Raw genomic sequence first — 22848 nt, forward strand, 5'->3', positions numbered from 1 at the left:
AAAGTGCTTGAATCGATCGTAACGTCAGGATGTAGGCATTACGAAGCAGAACGCCATATTGGGAGCCAACATCGGCACATAAGCGCTAAACGGCGGATTCCTGTTTGATCCCGGTCCTCGCAATGCGTGTTGCGCCTAGCGGTACGATGATTCCGAGCGCTGGTATCATTGCGGCGCCCGGAACAGCGAGCCAGTCGCTGCCGAGGCGCTCCAATCCGGTAAACAGATCAGCTTGGCGGGACCAAGAAAAAACAGTGAAGTATATGCGGCTTAAGAGAGGTTTTGTGAATCAAGCGCGACGAATAGGCGGGACTTGCAATACGCATCGCTATGCAGCCGTCCTCGCTACGATCGCGATCGCAGCGACGTGGTGCACAGGATACGCTTGCGCGCGAGATCGTCGGGCCGAGGAAGTTTTGGCGTCGTGCAAACCAGACGTGATCCGCTTCTGTGACCGCTTTACAGGCCGTTACGATGCTGACGTGGCCATGTTTTGTCTAACAGAAAACTTCAAAAACTTGCGCCGCGAATGCCGACGCGTGATGCCGACCGCCGCCGCGGACAGAAACGACCGGTCGGGACAATCTCTCAACAGGCGCCCGGTAGGCCTTCATCGAGAGTGAAGCACGGCAATTGCGAAGTCGAACGATAGTGAGGTGTTCAGCCTGACGGGGTCTCCGGCTTTGGCCAGCTCGGTGGTTGCAAGTTGATCGGACTGGAGCATCAGCCTGCCGATGCGCAGTTCAACTATCTGATGACTGATCCGCGGATCGATTGGCAGCAGTTGTGCTTCGATCAGCACTGCAGCCATTCGGCGACTTCGAGGCTTTCGTCATGTTGCTATTGGTTCGCGGTAACGGGTCCGACCGACAACTGCGTCAGCTGAGGGAAGAATGCCCGGACATATGCTGGAAATCCGTACTCCGCACCAATCTACACCGTCGTGGTCGGCGACTAGGTGTTTTTGGGCAGGTGGCGGTGGGGTAGGAACGGGCAAAAGATTCGCCCGAATATTTGCGTCGAGGGGTTGTTTCATTACGGTTTCCTTAGATTCTCAGCTTGGGACTACCTTGGGCTGGACTGCCGGGCTCAAGGTAGCAAAGTGAGGTAGGAAAACCTCTTGTTAGCCGCTGATCGACTTCTCAAGGCATCCGCTTGATGCGATTGCGGCGTTCTCGATGGGCGCTTCAGGGGAGTCGCTTCGCCCGATCGTGGTGCTCTTGAACGAATACACTTTAGAGCTCAGGGCTAAAGGGAACGCCGTCGACATAAGTCTTTCAAACGCAGAAAGCTGTTCATGCAGACGCTTCTCAACGGCCTCCCGCTGCGCGCCAGGCAGTTCAGTGCCAAGCAATCGACGGCAACGCCAGATTTCGTTTCGGAGCCATCTGATCTCACTTAATGTATCATCAATCGAAGTCATCACAGATATTCGTCCCTGGGCATCAAGCATGGCGATCGTCTGAGCGGCCGTTGCTTGGCTCCGGTTATATCTACCGAATAGTTGAGCCGAGGACTTACGACGTCCCGCGCGTTCGTCCCCGGAGGCGGCGAGCAAGATATGTGCAACTCTTACCAATCAATATCACCCTACGCCGCGCGTGTGACGACAAATCGCGGCAGAATTTCGCGGTTTCACGGCGTCCCGATCGTGTGTCCTGCACAATTTCAGCGCTCTACAAGATTGGTTGGCCGACCAGCAGTTAAGTAGATCCGGCCTGCTATAGGCATTCACAATCGCCTACCCGATAACCAATCCACGGGGAGGTGGACCTTATCAACAACATGGGAAAGCCATGAGAACGAACTTTGAGGAGGGCAAACCAGCCTGACTGCGATCCACGGCACGCGCCAGCCAATCAAGAAGCGCGGTTGCGGGTGGTAGTACAAGGCAAAACGTCGATGGACGCAGGGTCGAGGCAGTTGAGCATTCCACAGACGGTCATTGCTGTCGACATCCGCTGCGCACGCCTCTGAAAGATCGATTGAATAGCTTGGATCGCACGCTGCACCAGCTTGTAGCGTTGTTGATTTGTAAATGATAAAGGCTCACATGGCAGGCGTTGACGTCCCTTCCCAAATGGAGATCACGACGACGACGACCTGTTGATTTCCAGTTTTCTTGCCTGCGGGCGATGGCCAGGAAAGCCCTTTAAGATGGTCGGCATGGGGCGCCCGGCCGGCATCGTCAGTACACTTGCCAGTTGGAACCGCGAGACGGCGTCGATGATGGATTGATGCGGGCAATAAAATGTGTCTGACCCAGCCAAGCCGCGCCTTTCTATCGCTACGTTGTCCGTCAGCTTATCGACAGCTAACTTTCGTATCACGAACGTCGCTACTCGCTTGCAGGCTCTGAAGGGCGCAGATCCCGCAGGCGAGACCGGGGTGGATTCCGATATCAACCGGTCCACGAGCGAGACGTCGCCTCGTTCGCTGCACTGCTTGCAGTTGCTCGGCGGTACTTGCGCAGGCGTATTTGCGCCAGTCGTGCGGGACTGCCCGGTTGTGAGATTTCGGTTGGCCGGTGGAGCGTCAGCCATAGTGGGGGATTACCAGTTGTAAGATGCGCCGCCCCGGCGCGTTCGCTCTATTTTTACACCAAGAAACGATATCGATGAACGCAGAACAGCTCGGGGCTGGTGCTCCTTCCGCAACTTCCGATTCAGAAAGCTCCGAACCCGGCTCCGCGGCCGCATCGCAGTGGGGAGAGGCGTTGAGGGACATGCACGGGCCCGCCGCCGAGGAGGCTGCCCGGCCCGAGTTGCTGGCCGACTGGGCTGCCGAAGACGGACAGGGGCAACATGAGGATCGGCAACAGGCAGTAAGTCGAACGAGAGCTTGGCGCGGCACGGGTGATCTCAATGAGCTGCTAGATCTGTCGTCCCTGTCCCTGACCGCCTTATCTGCGCCGATTCTGGCCGGAGTGCGCCGCCTGAATGTCGACAACAATCAGCTGGCAAGCCTGCCCGAACGCCTTCCAGAAACGCTTCAGGAGTTGGACGCGCGCGGTAACCGCCTGACCCACCTGCCCCGCCTTCCAGCCGGGCTCCAGCGTCTGAACGTCGAGCACAATCAGTTGGCGGACCTGCCCGAGCCTCTCCCGGCCGAGCTCGAATGGCTCAGCGCCAGCCACAACCGGTTGACCAGCCTGCCTGAGACGGTCCCGCACCAGCTGATATGGTTCGGTGCCAGCGACAATCTGCTGACCAGCGTGCCCGAGACCCTGCTGACGCACCTAGGCCGTGAGTCGAGTGTTAATCTGGAGAATAATCCGCTCGCCGATTGGGTGCAGGCCGGCCTGGCAACAGCGATGCATGCCGGACACTATGCCGGCCCTCAGGTTTTCTTCTCGACCACCTATGGAGCGGTGGAAGTTCAGCCGCGGTCCCTGCAAGAGGTCGCCGCGGACTGGCTTGAGGGCGAGCCGACGGCAATGTCCACTTGGCAGCACTTCGCCCATGAGGCGGGGGCCGCGGCCTATGCACGCTTTCTCGACCGGCTCCGGGGCACCGTGAACCACCATCATGAGGCGTTCCGTCAGGCGGTCGCTGAAGATCTGCGGCAGGCAGCTGTCAGGCCGCGTTTGCGTGAGCAGTATTTCGAATTGGCTTCGGGAGCGAACGGGAGCTGCGAAGATCGCATTACTTTGGTCTGGAACGGCATGCAGACTGCACGCCTGAACGCTGATGTCGAGGACGCGTCTATGACGGGCGACTGGGCGAATTGCTCCAGAACGGCCGCGTCATGTTTCGCTTGGAAGCGCTGGACGGGATCGCGCGCGAGAGGGTCAATTCACTTCGTCGTGCCGATCCCGACGCGGATGTCGATGAGATCGAGGTCTACCTTGCCTACCAGACCCGGCTGCGGGACGCGCTGGAGCTGCGGCACACGGCTCCTGACATGCGCTTCATGAATGTCTCTCACGTGACCGAGGGCGATGTGGCCAGGGCCGAGGTATTGGTGCGGCAGCAGGAAGCGGCGGAATTTCCGGACTATTTGGCAGCGCGCTGGCAACCATGGGAAAGCGTGGTGAGGCGCATCGCACCCAAAGATAATGCTGACATGCAGGAGCGGCTCGTTGACGCGATGGGCGTACCGTTTGAAACCCGCTTGAATGAGCGACTGGCCGAGCACGGTCTGACAGGTGATGCCGATGCCGAACGGGTCCTCGGCGCCCACATACGAGACGAGATCGCCCGCGAGATCAAAGGCGCGATCATGCATCAGGTGCTCGGCAAATTGGGCCTGAAGCTATGAGCGCCTCCCGAAGGAAGCCTCGTCGACCCGCCTAATCGCTCACAAAGTCAAGGCATTCATCGTTTCTTCGAGGACGGGGCTGCCTGCATCAGCCATTGGTCAATGAGCTGCCGCCGATTGCCGGCCGCGCTGTCCGTGCGCCCGATTGTAAGGATGGAGATCCAAAGGAAAGTCGTATACCGCAATTTATGCGTTCGCGTTGCGAACGCCATTGAAGTCAGCGGTCCAACGACCACTCATAGGCCGGACGAACAGATGGCTATCAGTCCGAACTCTTAAGTAGCCCTTGTGCAACGTAGGCTATCGATATCCGTTCCCCGTCGACGGTCAGGCCTTCGCAGCGTCACACTCGAATCCAGATCGCGAAACATGCTGTAATTGCGTCGAATCCATTGATGCAGCTCGGTGGACCAATCCTTCTCGTCGCGCAGATATCCAGTGAAGGAAAAGCTCAGCCGGTCTATATATCGTTTAAGGAACAGGGGAAGTGCGGAAATCCGAATCACCCGCTCGTGATCCATTACTTCCGGCAATTCGCCACGCAGCACGAATTCATTGTGGACGGTGACCAACGACGCCGGCGGAATTCGCCGCCGCAGCATTTCATAAGCGCGAAAGGAGATGCGGTCTGCGCCCGCGACGAAGAGGATGATAGGGGCGACATAGCAGCGCGCTGTCTCCTTCATGAAGCCTATCTCCTCGCACATCTTGAAGAATTCGTCGAAGACGTGAAAGCCGAGGTCAATGACCTTGGGTACCCGATCGTGGATGATCAGAGGGTCCATCAGCTGCATCTTGCCGTAAGTGTCAATCACATCAGCGGTCTCCGTGATGTTGGGCAGGTAGTCGAGCAATGACGGCTCTTTCAAGTTGACATCGAACGATAGCGCTGTGCCGTTTTTCAGAAGCAAGAACTCGCTCATGGCCCGAGCGATGAGCGTTTTACCGACCTGCGGGCTAGGAGAGCAGATGATGTAGATGGGGGTCGCTAACATAGCCAGCAGATCAATTCGTTCCGTACGTGGGCCCGACCGGAGCTCGCCGGATATGCCGCTACTTTTCGCCGGCCCGGGTGGCGGACTTGGCCCCCGCCAATTCCGTCAAGTTGATGCGATCAAATTCGCTCCAGACATTTGCCAGCCAATGCCGGACATAGCCGCGCAGGACGAAGGAGTTGTTCGCGGGTTCATCGTTCCGTCCCTTGTTTGCCACGAAGTCTATGAATGGGACGGATGCGACTTCCACCTGCTCATAGGCCATCTCGTTGAGCTTCGGTATGGTCAACTCAGTCGCATGTTTGATGCGGTGAAAATAGGAATTATATGTCGCCTGATCCCACTGGAAGAATTGAGTGTCGTTGATGAAGTTCTTGACCAGGTAGTACTTTGCGCCGCTCATGAAAGTCGCGGTTTCAGCGATCTCGTCTAGCGAAGCGATGGATGATCCCAGGATGTGGAACACGGCAAATGTGATCTGGCCCGACCGGGCCGAGTCCAGAAAGCCGATGTCCCGCAAGGAAGCCAACGCAGAGGACAGTAGGCCTGCCCGAGCATCGATGACAGTGACAGATAGCCCTGAGTTCAAGGTATCGAAGATCTTCATCTGGTCCGCCGTCGTGGTCATATCGACGATCTCAGTGATCTCGGGATAAAAGCGTTTCAGCGTTCCGCGGGGCGACTCTGTGTCGAATGCGCGTGTTTGCACGTTGTTGACGCTGAAGTAGTCCAGTAGCGTTCGTGATACGGTCGTCTTGCCGACTCCTCCCTTGTCCGCGCCGACCACAATTACAACTGGCTTAACCATCAACATCTCCTGAGACACTCGTTATTGCCGCGCGCAAAGTGCGCAATCGGCGCGTCTCTGCTTTTGGGTGCGATCATGGCAGAAAGAAGGGGCAATGAACCTTCGATGCTGGAGCTCTGCAACTGATAAACGTTTTCAACATTGAGCGAGTAACATCGTCCGATCATGCAGGCCGGAGAATGGGAGTAATCGCTTGTATTGGTGATCTACGTGAGGTTTGTGGGCAGTTGGAATGCGCGGGGCAAGAATCAACTGTCCGCCTGTAGTGATCGTTGTAACGACATAGGTTATTCATAGATGCCGTTGCCGCCGCTATCTACTTTTCATGGAGCGACGGAAACTAACGTGGCGTCAGATTGGGCGCTCGATGAAAGCGCAGATCAAGGCGATGCGACGCGGTGCGCCTATCGCTTGGCAGACCACAAGGGTCTGCTGGATCAGACGGTCGTCTTTTCGGCAGAGAGCGAAGCGGCTGGTTAATTTCTGAAAGATCACCCTGAACGACCGAGCTCGCACTCTCACTCTGCTGATGAATATCGGGATATGCGAAAGCTGGAGCGCGTTGGTGACGCAATAGCAACCATGCGTCTGTTCGCTCTGCGGCGGGATTATCGGGCCACGGAGAACAAGATCGAAGGAGGAGCGGGGCGCCGGCGGACCCGCATCATAGGAGGTGAAGCGATATCGGACGCTCCGATAGAAGAAGCGCGCGTCTGGTGGCCGGAACGGCGATCTTTGTGTTGGACACGGATTTCGCCGAGCTACGTCCTACCAGTCAAGGAGGTTCTTACTGGAATAATCGATAGCCATGGCACTCTTGTTAGCCGCTTCCTTGAAGCGGCAGACCGCGTACGCTCCGGTTTAAAGCGCCCACTTTGACAACCTGAAAAGGTTGTTTAAACGCATTTGCGTAGAAGCGGCCTCGAGCGGCCGTATGGTAATGGCTTAACGACGGATCTCCACGAGCTAAAGGCGGGTGCTAGATGCACTCTACGCGCAAAGGCGATGCGCTTGCTAGGCGGCCGGCGCTGCCAGAAAGCTTAATTTTAGCGGCGTTGTCGGCCCGGCGTCTGGCTGATCGGCACCTGGCGGGGGTGTGGTCCCGGTTCGCATGGGGGTGCACTGCGTTGCGTCGTTCGAGGAGCGGCCAACGATAATTGTGAGCAGACCCTCGCCCCACAGCCGCTGTGCTGCTCTCTTGGCGTCCTCCAGCGTCACCCCATCGACCAGGGCATTGTGCTTTTCGAAATAGTCGATGGGCAGCTTGTCAATCTGATTCTGCAGTAGCGTTCGCGCAAGCTTAGATGATGTGTTGAGAGCCACCTGTTGCGAGCCTTTTAGGTAGGACTTTGCGTCATCGAGCTCCTGCTGAGTAGGTCCTTCCTTGGCGATGTGGCGGACCTGCTTCTCGATTTCTTCGACCGTCTCGCCGGCACGATCTGCGCAGGTGCCGCTGTTGCCGAGAAAAATGGCTGAATGGTCCAACCAGACAAGGTGCTCACGGACGAAATAGGCCAGCCCGCGCTTATCGCGGACTTCGCGGAACAGGCGAGACGTAAGGCCGGCGCCGCCGAGGATGTGGTTGACGATATAGGCGGCCATGAAATCCGGTTCGCTCCGACGAACGGCCGGACCTCCAAAAGTCACAACTGTTTGCGGCACATCGACCGGAATGAAGACCCGCTGTGGCGGCTTTGCTGCGATGACTTCCGCAACCGGCACCGCTTCTGCATTGCTCGGCAGGCCGCCAAATGTCTTGTCGAGCAAGTTGCAGACGACCGCTGGATCAACGTCGCCGACAATAGCGACTTTGAGCGTGTCTTTTGCGATCACGCGTCGGACATAACCCTTGAGATCCGCAACCTCGATCTTCGGCACGCTTTCCAGCAAGCCTTCGGCTGGGCGAGCATAAGGATGATCCCTAAACGCGACTTCGAGAAACTTGCGATGAGCCAGGGACGAAGGATCGGTCGAGGCGTGCCGAAGGCGCGCAAGCACAGTAGCACGGGTCCGTTCGACGTCGGCCGAGTCGAAACGCGGGGAGGTTAGCGCCGTCCGTAACAGCTCGAAGGCCTCGTCCGCGTTGTCCTGGAGCGTGCACAAGGCACCGCGAAAGTGATCAGGTGTCACATGAAAGCCCAACTCAATGGCACGACGGTCTAGCCGCTGATGAAAGGTCCTGAAGTCAAAGTCGCCGGAACCTTCCTTGAGCAGGCCAGACACCATGTGACCGACGCCAGGTTTTTGAGCGGGGTCCTGAGTCGCGCCGCCGGTGAAGGCATATTCCATCGTAATCAATGGGACGGTAGAATCCTTCACGAACCAGGCTTCTATACCGCAAGACGAAATTAGGCGCTTGATCCTGGTTCGGCCAAGTGACCGCGCGGCGGCACCCGAATTTGGCGAAGCGAGCATAGCGATGGAGAGCGACGCTCCGCCGAGAAGGATCCCACGTCGTGTGCAAGGATAAATCACTAGAGCTTCTCCCAGTGTCGTGGAGTAGACTCTTTTATGAGATAGCCGGTCACCGCTCGTTTCTTGTCGAGCCATTTCCGCACTGCCTCGTGCACCTGCCGTGCACCGACAGCGCGGATGTCGTCCGGCCAGCGTTCAATATCCTCGATGCATAGTCCCGTCGTCAGGCCGCGGCCATACCGGTGCGCGAGCATTTCCTGACTGTCCTGGGCGTAGGTGACTTGCGCAATCAGCCGCGTCTTCGCCCTCTGCAGATCTTCGGTGCTCACGGGATTACGGGCAATGTCGGCGATTACCTCGTCGATGGACTGCTCGAGCAGGCTGAGTTGGACGCCAGGTTTTGGTATGGCGGAAATCTCGAATAGCGAGGGATCGAGTGCGGCAGATTGGTAGCTCGCTTTGGCAGTGACCGCGAGCTGCTTTTCGACGACGAGCGAGAGATAGAGATATGAGTTGACACCGCCGCCCATCAACTGCTCGAGCACCTCAAGCGCCGGACCCTCCCCAGGGGCGGCGGTGCGAGCCGACGGTACCAGATAATAGCGGTGCAGGGCTGGTTGCTCGACGCGGGAATCGGCCAACGTCACTCTGCGCTGCGCGGCCGGCGTCGGCTCCTGCGGCCGCAGGCGCTGCACGGGAATCGACGGTTGCGCAGGGATGTCGCCAAACGTCTCCTTCACCAGCGAGAGCATCTCCGTGCTGGTTACGTCGCCAGCGACAATCAGGATTGCGTTGTTGGGTGCATAGAAGCGCTTGTAGAAGGTAAGCGCGTCCTCTCGGGTAAGCTTTTCGATTTCCTGGCGCCACCCAATAATGGGGTGGCCATAGGGATGGTTAAGGTAAAGCGCCGCCATCATCTGCTCAGCAAGCCGGTTACCTGGTTGGTTGGCGACGCGCATATTGAATTCCTCCAGCACGACGTCGCGCTCGGACAGCACATCCTCGTCCTTGAGATTGAGACCGATCATGCGGTCGGCTTCAAATTCCATCATCTTGGCGAGGTGCTCGCGAGGCACGTGCTGGAAGTAGCTGGTGAAGTCGAATCCGGTAAAGGCGTTCTGATAGCCGCCGGCGCGCAGCACAGCCTTGCGGAACTCATCCGCCGGATGTTTGGATGTGCCCTTGAACATCAGGTGTTCGAGGAAATGCGCAAGCCCCGATTTGCCAGCTGGTTCGTCCGCGGAACCGACCTTATACCAAATCATCTGAGTCACGACGGGTGTGCGATGATCCGGGATTACGACGACTTGCAGGCCGTTCTGAATTGTGAAGCATGCTGGTTGATCTGATTTGCCCGGGTCGGCAAAGACGCTAGCCTCGTCAGGAAGGTATAAGCCGGTGCCATTCTCCGTTTTGCGCTCGACCGCCGGGGCGGTGCGCGTCGTCGACTCCGACCCTTCAGCGGCGCTGCTTGCCGCCTTGCCGGTGACCGAAAGCCGGTTCTTCATGGCATCGCCTTTCGTTTCATAGTCGTCATTATGGTAGAAAATCCGACACGGCGGGGAGCCGCGCCTCGTCTTGGCAAACAGTGGAGCAAAATCCGGACCAATCGCCGGATGGCGCCTCGCGTACGCAACGGCACACAACGACGTTGCGCGCAACGCGTCAGGAGAACTTCGCGTCCAATCGAGACTTCAGGTCAATCGAGCACGATATGTCGTCAGCACAATACCCGGCAGGCTCGCCATCACACGTCTCGCTCTAAAAGAGTGAGTGGCTTGACAATATTTCTCGTGGCCGCGAGGTGGCACTCGGCGAGCAGCAGCTTGGAGTATGCTGCGTCGAAGTAATCCAGGACGAAGCTGCCAGAATAACGTAGATTATCGGTCGCGCGGATTAGGTCATTCAGTGCGAGCCTGACCTCACAAGGTCGATCTGGCCAATCGCTCTTCGTGGTTCGTGTACGCTCTACATAAAGTCATAGTCATCATCATACTGATCGTTCGTGGGCGTTGCCACACTTTCGGTAAACTTGGCATTTGCTGCTATTGTCTTCAATCGCGGCAAGATACAAAGGCGTTTTGCCCGCTCGCTGCCATTTGCCGTCTTTGTTCTTCCGTTTGTCCTCGTGCTTGGCGGGATCAAGCACCATGATCGCTCACTTACCTCAAGAAAGCCCGACGCTGCTGCGCGGGATTTCGCTTCCGTATTGGAAGAGTGGGAGAGCACAAGCGGTTTGTTACCGTCGATCTGGACCTGATGTTCAAGCAAGATACGCCCGCGTTATCGACGAGCGGGTGGGTAAGCCCAGCGGTCGGCAAGCTGAGCATCAAGCTTCGCTATTTCCGCCTCGCTCCTCATCGCTACGCTTATCTTGAACGAGCCAATGCGTTCCGGCCGCCCGCCTGCGGTGCTGAGCTGGCATCCCCAGCCTCCTTCTTGCCTTCAAGGGCGAGGGACAGTCCGAAATTGTTGCGCAGCATCGGGTTTGCGGGTTCCGCTGCGAGAGCTTGGCGGTATAGTTCTTGGGCCTCCCGATGGCGGCCCTCGTGATCGAGGACCACCGCTTTGGCATTCAATGCGCGCAGGTCGCCAGGGGCTGCCAATAACACGCCGTCGAGCACCTCGAGCGCATCATTCGGACGGTTGCGGGCCAGCAGGACTCGCGCAAGAGGAATCGCCGCATCGATGTTGTTCGGCTGTTGCTTCAATGCATCGAGCAGAGCCCCTTCATCAGAATCCCAGCCGAGCGCGTACGAAATGCGCTCGCGCACCGCGGGATCGATTTCTTCGCTGTGTGCGAGGTCAGATTTGGACGTCTGCTGCGGTGAGAGCCTATGTTTATCTGGGGCAGCGCAGCCAGCGAGCAGCACAATAGCCAGCATCGCAAGCAGAGCGGGCAGCGGCCCTCGACTGGCGGAGCACAAATGCCGGCGGCACCTGGTTTCATTTTGTTTCATCGGCTACTCACGGGGAAGTGCTGCGCGTTCTTAGTTTGCAGCTGCTAGGAGCCCTCCTGACGAAGGCGCCTTGGGGAGCTTGACGGATCCAATCGGTTGAACCGTGAAGTCGGCGGCGAGATCTTGATAGGACAGAACAGGCAGGTCGATCCCGTTGCGCGTGAGAAAACCGCGTACGAAACGGCGGATATCCATCGACCCAAGGACGACAGGCTGGCTCTTACTTTGCGCGATGGTGGCATGGATCTGACGAAATTGTGCAAGCAGCTTTTCGCTCTGCCATTCATCCAAGACGAGGTATGGGCCGACGGCAGTTTCCCGTACTGCGCCGCGGATGATTTCCTCGCTCTCACGCTCGATGATAAAGGCGACCACGACGCGATGGGCGTTAGCATACCGAAAGCAGATTTGTCGCTTTAAGGTAGCACGAACGTATTCGGTGAGCAGGACGGCGTTTTGCTCGCGCTCACTCCATTCTGCCAATGCCTCCAGGAGCAAGCGGGTATTGCGGATTGGAATGCCTTCATCGAGCAATCGGCGCAGGACCTCGGCGATCCGAGGGACGGTGGCCGTACGCAGCACCTCCTTCACCAGGTCAGGATATTCCTGCTCCATCCGGGCGAGCAATTGGCGGGTTTCCTGGATACCTACCAGGCGCTGTGCATAGCGTGTCAATGTGGAATGGAGACGTAAGGCAAGAACTTCGCTCAGGCGATGATATCCGATTCCAGCGGCCTTGAGGGCCGCTGCATGCCGTTCTTCGATCCAGACACGATTCGTTTCCGGGTCTTGCTGAAAGGGGATGCCGCTCAACTCGATGTTCGCCACATCGTCGTTGAGCGCCAGGTGCCCGGGATTGATCACATCGCGCTCAACTGGCACACTATCGACATCCACCCTGAATTGCGACGAGGACAAGCTCTCGCCGATTTGGGCCGGGATACGCGGAATGGTGATGCCAAGGTCCGCCGAGACCAGCCTTGAAACACGCGAAATGCTCTCTTCCAGCTCGTCTTTGTCGATTGAATCCGTCAGATTCGGTGCAAGGAACAACGCGATCGGAAGTGCTTCCGCATGTGCGGTCTGCTTCTGGGCGGCTACCGGAGCCGGCGCCGAAGCAGCGGCGCTCGCTCCTATTTTAGCGGCAGGCTTGTCGCCTTTGGCGCCGATCTTGACGAAGCTGGCGGCAGCGAACAGGACGGCTAGCACGACAAACGGGGGCAAAGGAAAGCCGGGAACAAGCCCCATGAATACCAAGACGCAGGCCGCTAGCCTAAGCGCCTGCGTACTTGCGGTAAGTTGGTGAACGATATCGGCGCCGAGTTTGAGTTTGGAGGGCCCGTTGACGCGCGTGACAATGGTCGCAGCGGTAATTGACAGCAGCAACGCCGGAATCTGCGAAATGAGCGCATCACCGATCGTCAAAAGCGTGTATTGATGCAACGCGTCATCGAGCGACATACCCTTTGAGAGCAGACCGATGCTGATTCCGCCCAGCATATTGATGCAGATCACGACTAGTCCTGCGATCGCGTCTCCCTTAACGAACTTCATGGCGCCATCCATCGCGCCATGAAGTTGGCTCTCTTGCTCCAAGGCGGCACGTCGGCGGCGTGCTTCGTGTTGATCAATGTGATTGTTGCGCAGTTCCGCATCGATCGCCATCTGCTTGCCTGGTAGCGCGTCAAGCGTGAAGCGCGCAGACACCTCTGCGACGCGTTCGGCACCCTTGGCAAGAACCATGAACTGCACCATGGTCACGATCAAGAATATGACGATTCCGACCGCGATATTCCCTGAAATGACGAAGTCACCGAAGGTGTGAATGATGCTGCCGGCGTCGCCCTCGGCAAGGATCAGCCGCGTTGTTGCAATCGTTAGCGCCAGTCGAAATACGGTGGAGATCAGGATGACGCCCGGTAGCGACGAAAAATCAAGCGGTGTGGTGAGATAGAGCGCAACCATCAGCAGCAATATGGCAAAGCCAAGATTGAAGCCAATCAGCATATCGATCACGATGATTGGGATTGGCATGATCATCATGCCGATCGCTAGAAGCAGCATCAAGGCAACCATGAAATCCGGGTGGGCCGGAGCGCGCACGATGAAGTCACGCAAGACGTTGGCCATGATAGATCCCTATTGCTTTTTGATGAGGGCGGCCCTGCTCGCGCGCAGTGACACATAGCGCTGGAAAGTCTCGCGAGCCTCGGGCATGCGGCCAGCGTGCCGCAGGGCGTGACTGCGCAACAGCGTCATCGGTATGCGCGAAGAAGGTTGCGTATCGAGTGCGTCCAGCCGGTCCAACACGTGGAGCGCTTCATCGCCAAGGCCCTCGGAGATTAGCGCGTAGGCTAGAATGCGGAGTAAACCGATGTCGTTGGAATGCTCGCGAGCTGCAATTCGCAACAGAGCCAGACTTTGTGCGCTCTGCCCGCACGCGAGATGTACATACGACAGCGCGCAAAGCAGGTCGCGCTCCGGCCCGGAGATCGACAGAATATCGCCGGATTTGGAGACTTCTGGAACCAGGGGAGCGGGCTCATGCTGCAATCCATCAGGATCGGCCATGGCTAGCCCTTGATTAAGCTGTTTTGATTTTGCCGGAGCATTAGTAACCGCTGTAGTTCCTGCTGCAGGATTGCCAAACACTCTCGCGCCGTCTTGTCATCTGGCGTCGCCTCCAACGTTCGCGTCAAGCGCTCCAGAAGAACACCATGCTTGTCGGCGCGCAGTACGTCCGGATGACGGAGGCGTGGAACGACGAAGGAGAGTAGTCCGCGGGACAGATTGGGACCATAGAGCGAAGCCAATATCGCGCGTGGATCTACCTCATTTGCCCCTGCTTCGCTTTCGAATAAAGTGACGCGTGAGATGGCGCCGACGGAGTTGACCTCGAGCGCCTCGTCGCTCGCAACATCAATTGGCAGATCATGCGAAACCGCATCCCGCCACGACGCGCGCTTCGTGCCGCTATCCGCATGGGCGCCTCCGACCTCGAGGTTATCACCTCGCGAGGGAGACGAGCCGATGACCGGTGCGTGCTGGCCCGCATCTAATCCCTGCGATGAGATGCCGGGCCCTACAGAGTGATGGGGCAGCCTAGCCATCGCCTTCTCCTTCTTTCTTGCAGGCTAGAGACCTTAGTATGGCAAGGCGGCAGATCGGCCGTTGCGACTGAGCAGAACGCGTCCATCCTCAATTCGATCAACGGTCCATCCATTGCTTAAGAGCGCGCCGACGAAATACTTCTGCCCGGCAATAAGCAGATAAGGTTCGCTTCCGCGCCAGACGGCTTGGACAGCAATCGAAGTCGGCATCTTCTCTTCTTTCACCGTGACGGCATTCACAAGGGTCGTGGTGCCGTTGGTTTGACGATCGAACCATTGCTGGATCTCTTTCCATTTTGCGACGAGGTTCGGCGTAATTGTGCCTTCCGCGGTCAAAACGCCGGGGCCGCGCCCGATCCTAACGTCCAGAAGGCCCGCTCGCTCGATCTCTTGCCGCAGCGATACGGCCATTTCATCAGCAGCTCTCGGATCAAAATGATCGACGGTTCGCTTAGTGGCAATCTCGACCGTGCGCGACGACTGTGTACTTGGCACCACCGCTCTATCGCCGGGGGCGAAGATAGTTGAGGCGGTGCCGATCACGACAGAGCTGAGCAGAACCAGACTGAGTGCGACGATCGAGCTGCGAGAGCGCTTGCTCGAAGAAACCGGCTGGATATCCATTGTCGACCAGCGGATGGATAGCGCGCCAGCATGAACGACGGCGGGGAGGGGCACTCTGACGCGCTCACCTGAAGCGATGCTCGCGAGACCGTCTATGCTGATATTGGCGGCGAGCGCCTCGACCTCGATCGAATCGTGCTGCGCGATAATACGAAGGTGATGCGGCTCAAGCCCTTGTTCAACGAAGATCATGTCGGCATCGAGGCCGCTGCCAACAATGCTGTCGCCGCCCGCTGCCTTCCCCTTGAGCCCGGTATAGAGTCCCGAAAGCACCTCGAACTCGAGCGAAGCAGAGCCCTTCACGACAACCTCCTGAATAACGAGAGAAGCCGTACGGCAGTGCCGTACGGCTCATCCAGATTTCGTCATTCACACCGCGGCGACGGTAGCAACGCGGTGAGCCACCCGTCAGAATTACTGAACGCGCTCGTCCGCGACCTTCTTCTCGGACGAGAGCTCGGTCGTGATTCGACGCATTGCCACGGCCTGGGCCTGAACCTTCTGGCTAACACGCTCGAACTCAGCCATCTGGTTCTGGAAGCCCGCATCGCCCGTCGGCTGGGCACCAGCAGCGCCGCCATTTCCGCCAACATTGTCAACTGCCATGTCTATTTACCTTTCTGTTGGGATAACCTTGGATCTAAGTTGTTACGAGGTGTGGGCCGGCGAGACGAACGCAGGAATCGAAAGGAACATGGGCGTACCGCCGAGCGTGCTGAGCCCAAGGTTCAGCTCCGGGCTCTTGCTGAGAGTATCGGACTTGGGTTGTGCCTCGCCCTTGTCGCCGGCGTCTTTGTGGTCTACGGCCTTATCATGGCTACCCTTGTCGGGCACCAAGGCGTGGACCACCGTGTCAAAGACCTTGTCCATGGTCCCGCCCAGTGCCGAACCAATGGCCGCTCCGGCAGGGCCGCCAAGGTATCCGCCGGCAGCGCTTCCGATCATTTCTCCGATCATCGCATTCTCCTATGCTCGTCTTGTTGCGCTCAATAGGCGACTGCTCGCCTAGATCTCAGCGGCCTCATGCTAGGGGCGCTAGCTTTCGAAAAGCTGACGAGCCTCATGTTGCGACGAGTGGGTTGATGCGTCGGCAGCTTGCAACTGTCGCAATCGTCACATCGCCCGGGCATTCCTAGTTCCGCCCAAAGTCAGCTTGGCTCAAGGCCGGGTTGCGCAGTGCTTAGCTGCGCGTTCAGGAATGAGTTTACCGTGCGGAGCCCGCGCCGGCGCGTGGCCCGCCGGATCGAGCGCGGAAGCGGAATAAGGCCATGGAGTTGTGCGGGTCTCGGCCCGCGCTTGACTCGTTTGGTTAACATAGGCGGCTTGCGAAAAGTCAGGTTAACGAAGATCCCAATGCCGGGGAGGCCGGTCCGTGCGCTTGTTCAGCCGATCGATCGCTGCTCACAGATGATGCGCGCGGCCGGCGGGAGCGCTGATTGCGCGGTGAGGGTGGGATCACAAGCTAATAACCGGCAGACGTCGCGTCACTTATCGCGGAGACATAGGGCGAGCTCTGATCCTAGACCAATCTTGCGAACAGGTGCGTTGAAGCTTGCGATACAGCTCAGCCAAGGATGCGGCTCGGACGTTCGATCGATGTCAAAGTAGATGGGGCTTTGCTCGCTCATTGTCGTCAGCTTTTCGACAGGTATTCGGGCTACAGTCTTTGTGAGTTAAATGGGCGTGATGTGATCGTGCACTACTGTGATGCGGCGAAAAGAAGATCTCATTAGGGCTGGTGGTTCTGGGAAGAGAAGTAGTCGTTCGTCGATGAGCTAATGGCGCGCCCCTCATGCAAATCGAAGCAGCGTGCCTTGGTTGACTATGCGCGCAGCGTTCGCAGTTTTACAGATCGTCTATGCAACAGGAGTAAACTAAATGCCGTATCTTCCCGTGGCTGGCCTTCCGGTGGTGGGCGCGGCCGACTCGATGAACGGAGTGGTGCCAGAAGGCGCGGTTGTCACTCCCGCCTTCAACGCCTTGTTGGGACAGTATGCTCCGGCGAGCTACCAGTACCTACCGGTAGCCTCACCAGCCCTCGTCAGTTCGGTCGCCGTTCCGGTCGTGGTCACGCCAGCCGCCGTTACGACCCAAGCGTACATGATGGCGCCTCCTCCTCCCACCATGCTGATGAGCCAGCTGAATCAAAATTCTGAGCCTGCTGTGGATCCGGTGTGGACGCACGAGGTCAAGGATGGCAAGGCCACGATCAACCTTGGGGACAAGTATACGATTACGGCCGATGAAAAGGATGGCACCTGGACAGTTCGCAACAACCAGACCGGTCATGTCACGGTAATTCATGGCGATCCCCACGTTGATGCCGACGGAGACGGCAAAGACGACTTCGATTTCAAGAAGGATATGACACTTGAGCTCGACGACGGCACGAAAATTACCGTCAATAATGTTGACTACGGTAATGGTCAGGCCATCTCTTCAAAGCTTACCATTACCAACGGCCACAACGCGATGGTTGTCGAGGGGCTCGGCGACGACAAGGATGGAAAAAACAATCTAAAGGTGACGCAGTCCAATGCTGGCATGACCCTTGACGAGTTGACGTCCGATGGTGCCCAAACGATCCATGAGAGTGGCCAAGGCTGGGTCGATGGGGCCGGACGCGCGGTGAATCAGGCGAGTATCGATGCAGGCGAACAAGGGCGCGGGCCGGGTAACTACCAGTATGCAAGCGCAGCGCCTGCCTCTACCGCCCCTGTCTTCTTCATTCCTCCTCCGCCGCCGCCTCTTGCGATGGTGCCTGTTGCGGTCGCCCAGGCGCCCACGCAGTCGTCTCAGCCGGCGCCAGTCTGGTCGCATGAGGTCAGGGGCAGCAGGGCAGAGATCAAGCTTGGTGAAAAGTATTCGATGCTCGTGGACGAACGTGACGGAACGGTGCTCATTCGCAACAATCAAACGGGCAAGATCACAGCGATCAAGGGCGACCCCCACGTCGATGCCGACGGTGACGGCAAGATCGATTTTGACTTCAAAAAGAACATGACCTTCCAGCTCGACGACGGCACGAAAATTACCATCGACACCGTTGATATTGGCAACGGCAAAACGATGGCCTCGAAGCTGACCATTACCAACGGCAACAACGCCATGGTCGTCGAAGGACTTGGAGACCGCTTCGACGGTAAGAACAATCTTAAGGTGACGCAGTCGAATGCAGGCCGTACGCTTGATCAGCTGACTTCAGATGGAGCCCAGACGATTTATGAACAGCCAGGCTCGGGCTGGGTTGATCGGTCTGGACGCCAGGTTAACCAGGCGATCATCGACAGCAATGAGAATCCAGGCACACCGTCGGACGCTTGAGTTGGCCGCAAGCCTGGCTGGTCCTGCGAGGCGTTCCCAGATTATCGGGTAAGTCACTGAAGCGGGCGTTAGCGCCCGCTTTTCGTGTTCGGCGATGAAGATAGTAGATGCGGCGGCGTATCGATCAGGATCGCCCCGCTCATCTCGCAATCGGGGCCTCCTAAGCTTGGGCGCCAATCCGGGAGCTATGCAGGTATCTGAGCAGCGAGCGCCAAAGCTGCCGAGGTTACGATCTTAGAGGATCTCTCTGGCGCGCCATTTCGCGGCGGCTGCAGAACCGATCTAGGACAGCCAGCTGACGGAATTGATCATAAAGGGGAAGCGGTTGGTTGCGCTTTGAAATGTGCTGACTGAAAAGCACTCGTGATGAACCCTCATTGAGGACTGTGGCGCACCGCCGCGTAAGCTAGTCGCTGCGGCGTCTTCCGAGAGTTCCAAGTGCGATCGGATTGCGACCGGCCGCACCGCCGAGCTGGAGGATCACCCAAGACGCATCTAGCGGCTGGTTTGGCAAGTCGGCCGCTTCGCCGGTCGTTCTTGGTGCGGCTTGCCCTCCGAAGATCCTTCCCTTTGCGCGTCTGATAGTCCGGGCCTTCACCCATCATCTAGCTCGCTCATAGCGTCATCCATGTCTGACTGGGAATCGCTTATGACCTGGGTGGCGACGGCAACCAGAGCCTTTTCGAAGGCTCGCTGCAACAATGCTGCGGGCGAGTTTTCGCCGCCGTTCGCGGCGTTATCGGTGTTTGCGCCAGCTTCTGGCGCCGTTGCTGCGATGTCGGCTGCGCCTGTGTCCATGTCATAAAACCGAGATAGCGGCGGTGCCGCGAGATGACGTAGTCCGGCCGTTCTAGCAGGGACAGCTTGCAAGAAGCTGACGAAGAGTGAGGCTGGATTGATGCCGTGATTCCCTGTGCTCAGTGACTCGGGTGGCTCCGCCCTTGGAGTGTGATGTGCAAAGGACGCTGCCGGCTGGAATCATTCGGCCGCTGCGTAGCTGCGGAACATCGGCGCGTTCGGTTCGACTCCAGGCGCGGCTGAGAGCCTGTGGATCGGATGGGCATCTGCGTTCCGCTGTAATAGAGAGCTGGCCTCTATCTCACGATACGAGCTAAGAAAGCGCACGACAGAGGTGCGCCTTGCGCGGCTTCTGAAGCAGGCCAGCGCGTGGAAGCAGCTGCCTTCGGCCGGGTTGCAAAAAGAAGATGAGAGACCTTGGGTGGCGGGCAGAATTTTCGCGGGTCAATCCGGCGATCTTGATGATATTTATGCTTTGGATGATCCGGGGGCATACTCGCTGAGAGCTGCTATCAGCAGGCCATTACCGCCAGATGCTAGAGTCCTCGCTTTGCGAATGATCAATCCCAAGGAACGAGGACAAGCGGCAGCGTAAGCAGTTTGATGTTAAACGTGCTCAGGGGGCGGTCGTACCCTGACTCTCCTGATCCGGAACGCCCTTACCCTCGTCTGGACGCATGATCGTCTCGCGGTGCTCTTAAATCGCAGCGTGAGTCGCGGGGCTGGCGAGCCAGTCCTGAATTCGCAGCTAAATTGCAATGTTCTTCTCCGCGGGCCGTCGTGTTCTCAGCGAACCGTATGAAAAGCTATTTCATGCATCCGGCTCGCGCGGTCTTTGACTAGGCCGCTGCCCCTTGCGAGCTGGTCATATGAGTGGCCGGAAAAGAGAAGAGTGGCCGCGGAATGCCCCCGGGTCGCCTCTGACCAGGTGTCCTGCCATCTCTAAGTCTTTGTCGGCCACGGGGAGATCACCCGTGGCACGGCTGCAGCCGTTAGCGGATGGGCGGATCTTCCGCATCTACAGGTTGGTCTTGCTCTAACGCTTCGGGCCAAAGGGTCGGATCGAGCGAAGGTGTGAGACGAATGAAGTCCTCCTCTTTCCATTCGGCCGTATGAGGCACTCCGAGCATGGCGAAAACTGTTGCCGGGTTGTCTTTGCTTGGCTTCACTCCGCTGCGCTCCAGCATGTCGATCTGAGCGCCGGTGGCTGTTTGAGGCGTAAACACCCAAGTGTCCTTGGCGAGATGTCCGTCCCACATGCGGAACTCGGAAAGTTCTGGCGGAGCTGCGGAAGACCCAGGTTGGGGCGGTCCCGCCTGCAATGGCCGGGCATGGGATGGGCCGGCGTGCGACGGCTCACCCTGGAATGGGGCGGTGTGCGATGGTCCTGCATGCGATGGGCCCGTTTGCGGCTCACTGTGCCGTGGCTCGCCATGAGACGGGCCGGCATCCAGATTCTGCCATATCAGATCTTGATCGAAGCCGGGATGTTCCTCGATCGCCTGAGCGATGGTCTGCGGCGAGAGATGCTGCCGGCCGTTTTCCGGCTCAGGCGCCGCGACAGCCGCTGGCGCGGCATATAGATTATCCTGCCAAACCGAGTCTGGCGAACGGGGATGCGCTAAATCTTCGTAAGGCGAATACAGGTGTCCGGTATCAAAGTATGGAGAGTACGGATGGCCCGCGTTCAGATAGGGTGAATAAGCCTCGCCCTGCAGCACTGAATGGGCGACGCCCCGCGCCAAAGCGGGAGCCTGTGCGCCGCTGAGCTGCTGCTCGAATTCGGTTGCATCTGAAGCCGGTTGTGCTGTGTCGGGCTCCGGGCTCGTATTCGCCGGGGCGACTGCATTGAAATCCACCCTGTTCCTCCTTCCAACTGATGACGCGCATCGAGTTACGCGAAGCCTCAGCTAGCTCGGAAGCACGCGTGCGGAGGGCCGCATTGATCTCTAATGCCTCGCGCCGCCTGCAAAAACGGCACTACCTAAGTTTCCCTTGGGCGTCTGGGTCTCTGATCCCTCTATCAGGGTTGCTCCAAGCAAGGCAGCCGCTCAAACCTCGCATGCTCAAGCTGGCGACCGTAGCTTTCGAAAAGCTGACGATCGGATGAATATAGGCGTACGCCTGCCGGACCGACTTTGCTCGGAGCGGCCTTGCATCTTCGACCTCACTTCTGGCCTAAACCGGTTTCGCGCAAAATGCCCTCATGGTGCGGCGTTTCGGGAGAACCTTCCGGCCGCCCGTCTCGCAAGACCGTGCTCGAGGAGCCGCGAAACAACATCAAAACCGACTCGCGTTGTGGCCTCTCGGCTGCGACGGGACTGCGTCGGGCCTGCGCTTCCGCCACAAGGCCTTTAAGGGTCTGATCCACCAGCGCAACAAATCGGGGTGGACCAGAAGCAAGGATGAGTCCCTCTCCCGGAGCCGGCTTCACGATATAGCGATCATCCGAGATGTTGAGGGCGTCGAGCGCGGAGTTCAACGCATCGAAGCTGATCGGGTTCAAGACGATGAGCCGGCTTTGCGCCTCGTGGGCGGCGGAGATGTAAAGGAGGAGCCCGTCGTAATACCACTGAAGATTGTACAGGGAGGTCAAACGGTCAAGGAATTCTCGTGGCGGTAGGTCAGGCATTCGTCCGCGAATCCGCCCTTTGACCTCGGCGCTGACATTGACCCTGATATTGAGATTGTTGCCGAACTCCTGCAGCGCCGCAGGAAGATCCTGATCGAGAACGGTGTAGCTATATGGGGCAGACGGCAGGGAAAGGGATGCAGCAGACGAGCGCATTATGCCGATACAGACTAAAACGCCGGCACAAAGAGTTCTTTTTAGAATCTGTACCATCGTAGATCGCGCGAGCATTCCCGGGCGCCTTCCGCTCATCATCAAGTGGAGTTTCGTCGTAGCTTGAAAGCAAAACGTGATCTTTAGATGACGCAGTCAGACCGATCTCCGTCAGGTTTTCGTCAGCTCGCCGGCCTATGAAGTTGATCGGTTCATCGGTAAACGCCTAGGTCTCATCACACGAGCACAATGACTCATCCCATGTTGTTAGGCGCAACGCCGATTTCTCCAAGTTCGGCCGACTGTCTTTCCAATGCCTGCTCGCCCGCAGCTGCTGGCGAGCAGGCGCGCTTTGAGCAGTCCCTGGCGCAAGTAGCTGCAAATCAGGGATCCGCTTTCCCGCCCGCCGATCGGCCCGTAGCGGCTCCGCCGATATTGGAGGTCCAGCGCACGAATGTTCTGGCAAGTCCCCCGGGTGACCGGATCCTTCAAACCCTTTCCAGTATGTACCAGGGCCGCGCCGTTCCTCCGGCGATTGCGTCGGTTGCCGTGACTGGTGTGGCGCCTGGACCGGCTACGCAGCCGCTTCTGCAGACGGATAACGTCGGTGCACATGCGACTGGTAAACCGGTTGGAGCCGATTTTGAATCGATGATGACGAATCTGCGAGACGTATACAGGGACGTTATTCAGGTTTCCCTCGTCTCCAAGGGCACTAGCGCTGTCAGCTCGTCGCTAAACAAGCTGCTATCGGCCGGCTGAGTAAGCT

At 58.1% G+C, this 22848-nt stretch carries 19 protein-coding genes and 1 pseudogene; 4 read left to right on the top strand and 16 right to left on the bottom strand.

Features of this window, described 5'->3' with window-relative positions; genetic code table 11:
- Nucleotides 1–610: 610 nt before the first annotated feature.
- Nucleotides 611–811 (bottom strand): hypothetical protein, encoded by a 201-nt coding sequence (locus tag ACNJYA_RS07885; RefSeq protein WP_370142130.1) that lies wholly within the window; start codon nt 809–811, stop codon nt 611–613.
- 312 nt (nt 812–1123) lie between these two features.
- Entirely contained in the window at nt 1124–1453 is a 330-nt protein-coding gene (locus tag ACNJYA_RS07890; RefSeq protein WP_439402375.1) for a hypothetical protein, read from the bottom strand.
- A gap of 1164 nt (nt 1454–2617) precedes the next feature.
- Here ACNJYA_RS07890 and ACNJYA_RS07895 point away from each other — a divergent pair.
- A pseudogene (locus ACNJYA_RS07895) lies at nt 2618–4260 on the top strand (NEL-type E3 ubiquitin ligase domain-containing protein).
- 275 nt (nt 4261–4535) lie between these two features.
- On the opposite strand, the gene ACNJYA_RS07900 reads toward ACNJYA_RS07895, so the two are convergent.
- The 4 genes from ACNJYA_RS07900 to ACNJYA_RS07915 all read right to left on the bottom strand — a co-directional run bounded on the left by ACNJYA_RS07900 (nt 4536) and on the right by ACNJYA_RS07915 (nt 9986).
- The gene (locus ACNJYA_RS07900; protein ID WP_439402376.1) at nt 4536–5255 is read right to left on the bottom strand and encodes a hypothetical protein; all 720 of its coding nucleotides are present in this window, start codon (nt 5253–5255) and stop codon (nt 4536–4538) included.
- Between the two features lie 58 nt (nt 5256–5313).
- Nucleotides 5314–6063, bottom strand: coding sequence for a hypothetical protein (locus ACNJYA_RS07905; protein ID WP_109145653.1), 750 nt, complete (start codon nt 6061–6063; stop codon nt 5314–5316).
- 1014 nt (nt 6064–7077) lie between these two features.
- The gene (locus ACNJYA_RS07910; RefSeq protein ID WP_439403394.1) at nt 7078–8478 is read right to left on the bottom strand and encodes a M16 family metallopeptidase; all 1401 of its coding nucleotides are present in this window, start codon (nt 8476–8478) and stop codon (nt 7078–7080) included.
- 59 nt (nt 8479–8537) lie between these two features.
- Nucleotides 8538–9986 (bottom strand): M16 family metallopeptidase, encoded by a 1449-nt coding sequence (locus ACNJYA_RS07915; protein ID WP_439402377.1) that lies wholly within the window; start codon nt 9984–9986, stop codon nt 8538–8540.
- 497 nt (nt 9987–10483) lie between these two features.
- On the opposite strand from ACNJYA_RS07915, the gene ACNJYA_RS07920 reads away from it, so the two are divergent.
- Nucleotides 10484–10738: a hypothetical protein gene (locus ACNJYA_RS07920; protein ID WP_439402378.1), complete on the top strand. Its 255-nt coding sequence runs from the start codon at nt 10484–10486 to the stop codon at nt 10736–10738.
- Nucleotides 10739–10847: 109 nt separating this feature from the next.
- On the opposite strand, the gene ACNJYA_RS07925 is transcribed toward ACNJYA_RS07920, so the two are convergent.
- From ACNJYA_RS07925 to ACNJYA_RS07955, 7 genes are all read right to left on the bottom strand, one after another.
- Nucleotides 10848–11438, bottom strand: coding sequence for a tetratricopeptide repeat protein (locus tag ACNJYA_RS07925; RefSeq protein WP_439402379.1), 591 nt, complete (start codon nt 11436–11438; stop codon nt 10848–10850).
- Between the two features lie 30 nt (nt 11439–11468).
- Nucleotides 11469–13568: a type III secretion system export apparatus subunit SctV gene (gene sctV, locus ACNJYA_RS07930; protein WP_439402380.1), complete on the bottom strand. Its 2100-nt coding sequence runs from the start codon at nt 13566–13568 to the stop codon at nt 11469–11471.
- A gap of 9 nt (nt 13569–13577) precedes the next feature.
- The gene (locus tag ACNJYA_RS07935; protein WP_439402381.1) at nt 13578–14009 is read right to left on the bottom strand and encodes a tetratricopeptide repeat protein; all 432 of its coding nucleotides are present in this window, start codon (nt 14007–14009) and stop codon (nt 13578–13580) included.
- Between the two features lie 2 nt (nt 14010–14011).
- Nucleotides 14012–14548 (bottom strand): hypothetical protein, encoded by a 537-nt coding sequence (locus ACNJYA_RS07940; protein ID WP_439402382.1) that lies wholly within the window; start codon nt 14546–14548, stop codon nt 14012–14014.
- Between the two features lie 33 nt (nt 14549–14581).
- Nucleotides 14582–15475, bottom strand: a complete 894-nt coding sequence (locus tag ACNJYA_RS07945) for a SctD/MshK family protein (RefSeq protein ID WP_439402383.1) — start codon at nt 15473–15475, stop codon at nt 14582–14584.
- Between the two features lie 111 nt (nt 15476–15586).
- Nucleotides 15587–15778 carry a hypothetical protein gene (locus ACNJYA_RS07950; RefSeq protein ID WP_439365889.1) on the bottom strand — a complete coding sequence of 64 codons (192 nt, stop codon included), beginning with the start codon at nt 15776–15778 and terminating at the stop codon, nt 15587–15589.
- A gap of 42 nt (nt 15779–15820) precedes the next feature.
- Nucleotides 15821–16129: a hypothetical protein gene (locus tag ACNJYA_RS07955; protein ID WP_439402384.1), complete on the bottom strand. Its 309-nt coding sequence runs from the start codon at nt 16127–16129 to the stop codon at nt 15821–15823.
- 921 nt (nt 16130–17050) lie between these two features.
- On the opposite strand from ACNJYA_RS07955, the gene ACNJYA_RS07960 reads away from it, so the two are divergent.
- Nucleotides 17051–18496: a DUF1521 domain-containing protein gene (locus ACNJYA_RS07960; RefSeq protein ID WP_439402385.1), complete on the top strand. Its 1446-nt coding sequence runs from the start codon at nt 17051–17053 to the stop codon at nt 18494–18496.
- Nucleotides 18497–19090: 594 nt separating this feature from the next.
- On the opposite strand, the gene ACNJYA_RS07965 is transcribed toward ACNJYA_RS07960, so the two are convergent.
- The 3 genes from ACNJYA_RS07965 to ACNJYA_RS07975 form a co-directional block, all read right to left on the bottom strand.
- Nucleotides 19091–19294: a hypothetical protein gene (locus ACNJYA_RS07965; protein WP_439365893.1), complete on the bottom strand. Its 204-nt coding sequence runs from the start codon at nt 19292–19294 to the stop codon at nt 19091–19093.
- 992 nt (nt 19295–20286) lie between these two features.
- Nucleotides 20287–21153: a hypothetical protein gene (locus ACNJYA_RS07970; protein ID WP_439402386.1), complete on the bottom strand. Its 867-nt coding sequence runs from the start codon at nt 21151–21153 to the stop codon at nt 20287–20289.
- Between the two features lie 308 nt (nt 21154–21461).
- Nucleotides 21462–22157, bottom strand: a complete 696-nt coding sequence (locus tag ACNJYA_RS07975) for a secretin N-terminal domain-containing protein (RefSeq protein ID WP_439402387.1) — start codon at nt 22155–22157, stop codon at nt 21462–21464.
- Between the two features lie 183 nt (nt 22158–22340).
- Between ACNJYA_RS07975 and ACNJYA_RS07980 the strand changes: the two genes are divergently transcribed.
- Nucleotides 22341–22841, top strand: coding sequence for a nodulation protein NolB (locus tag ACNJYA_RS07980; protein WP_439403395.1), 501 nt, complete (start codon nt 22341–22343; stop codon nt 22839–22841).
- Nucleotides 22842–22848 lie beyond the last annotated feature (7 nt).

Origin of the sequence: Bradyrhizobium sp. BLXBL-01 (assembly GCF_051853025.1) — a bacterium.
GTDB lineage: Bacteria > Pseudomonadota > Alphaproteobacteria > Rhizobiales > Xanthobacteraceae > Bradyrhizobium.

Coding starts and splice junctions, on each gene's coding strand:
- ACNJYA_RS07915 (WP_439402377.1), bottom strand. CDS start 9,986: ATGAAGAACCGGCTTTCGGTCACCGGCAAGGCGGCAAGCAGCGCCGCT.
- ACNJYA_RS07980 (WP_439403395.1), top strand. CDS start 22,341: ATGTTGTTAGGCGCAACGCCGATTTCTCCAAGTTCGGCCGACTGTCTT.
- ACNJYA_RS07890 (WP_439402375.1), bottom strand. CDS start 1,453: ATGCTTGATGCCCAGGGACGAATATCTGTGATGACTTCGATTGATGAT.
- ACNJYA_RS07940 (WP_439402382.1), bottom strand. CDS start 14,548: ATGGCTAGGCTGCCCCATCACTCTGTAGGGCCCGGCATCTCATCGCAG.
- ACNJYA_RS07935 (WP_439402381.1), bottom strand. CDS start 14,009: ATGGCCGATCCTGATGGATTGCAGCATGAGCCCGCTCCCCTGGTTCCA.
- ACNJYA_RS07960 (WP_439402385.1), top strand. CDS start 17,051: ATGCCGTATCTTCCCGTGGCTGGCCTTCCGGTGGTGGGCGCGGCCGAC.
- ACNJYA_RS07955 (WP_439402384.1), bottom strand. CDS start 16,129: ATGATCGGAGAAATGATCGGAAGCGCTGCCGGCGGATACCTTGGCGGC.
- sctV (WP_439402380.1), bottom strand. CDS start 13,568: ATGGCCAACGTCTTGCGTGACTTCATCGTGCGCGCTCCGGCCCACCCG.
- ACNJYA_RS07925 (WP_439402379.1), bottom strand. CDS start 11,438: ATGAAACAAAATGAAACCAGGTGCCGCCGGCATTTGTGCTCCGCCAGT.
- ACNJYA_RS07885 (WP_370142130.1), bottom strand. CDS start 811: ATGGCTGCAGTGCTGATCGAAGCACAACTGCTGCCAATCGATCCGCGG.
- ACNJYA_RS07900 (WP_439402376.1), bottom strand. CDS start 5,255: ATGTTAGCGACCCCCATCTACATCATCTGCTCTCCTAGCCCGCAGGTC.
- ACNJYA_RS07950 (WP_439365889.1), bottom strand. CDS start 15,778: ATGGCAGTTGACAATGTTGGCGGAAATGGCGGCGCTGCTGGTGCCCAG.
- ACNJYA_RS07975 (WP_439402387.1), bottom strand. CDS start 22,157: ATGCTCGCGCGATCTACGATGGTACAGATTCTAAAAAGAACTCTTTGT.
- ACNJYA_RS07905 (WP_109145653.1), bottom strand. CDS start 6,063: ATGGTTAAGCCAGTTGTAATTGTGGTCGGCGCGGACAAGGGAGGAGTC.
- ACNJYA_RS07910 (WP_439403394.1), bottom strand. CDS start 8,478: ATGCTCGCTTCGCCAAATTCGGGTGCCGCCGCGCGGTCACTTGGCCGA.
- ACNJYA_RS07965 (WP_439365893.1), bottom strand. CDS start 19,294: ATGGACACAGGCGCAGCCGACATCGCAGCAACGGCGCCAGAAGCTGGC.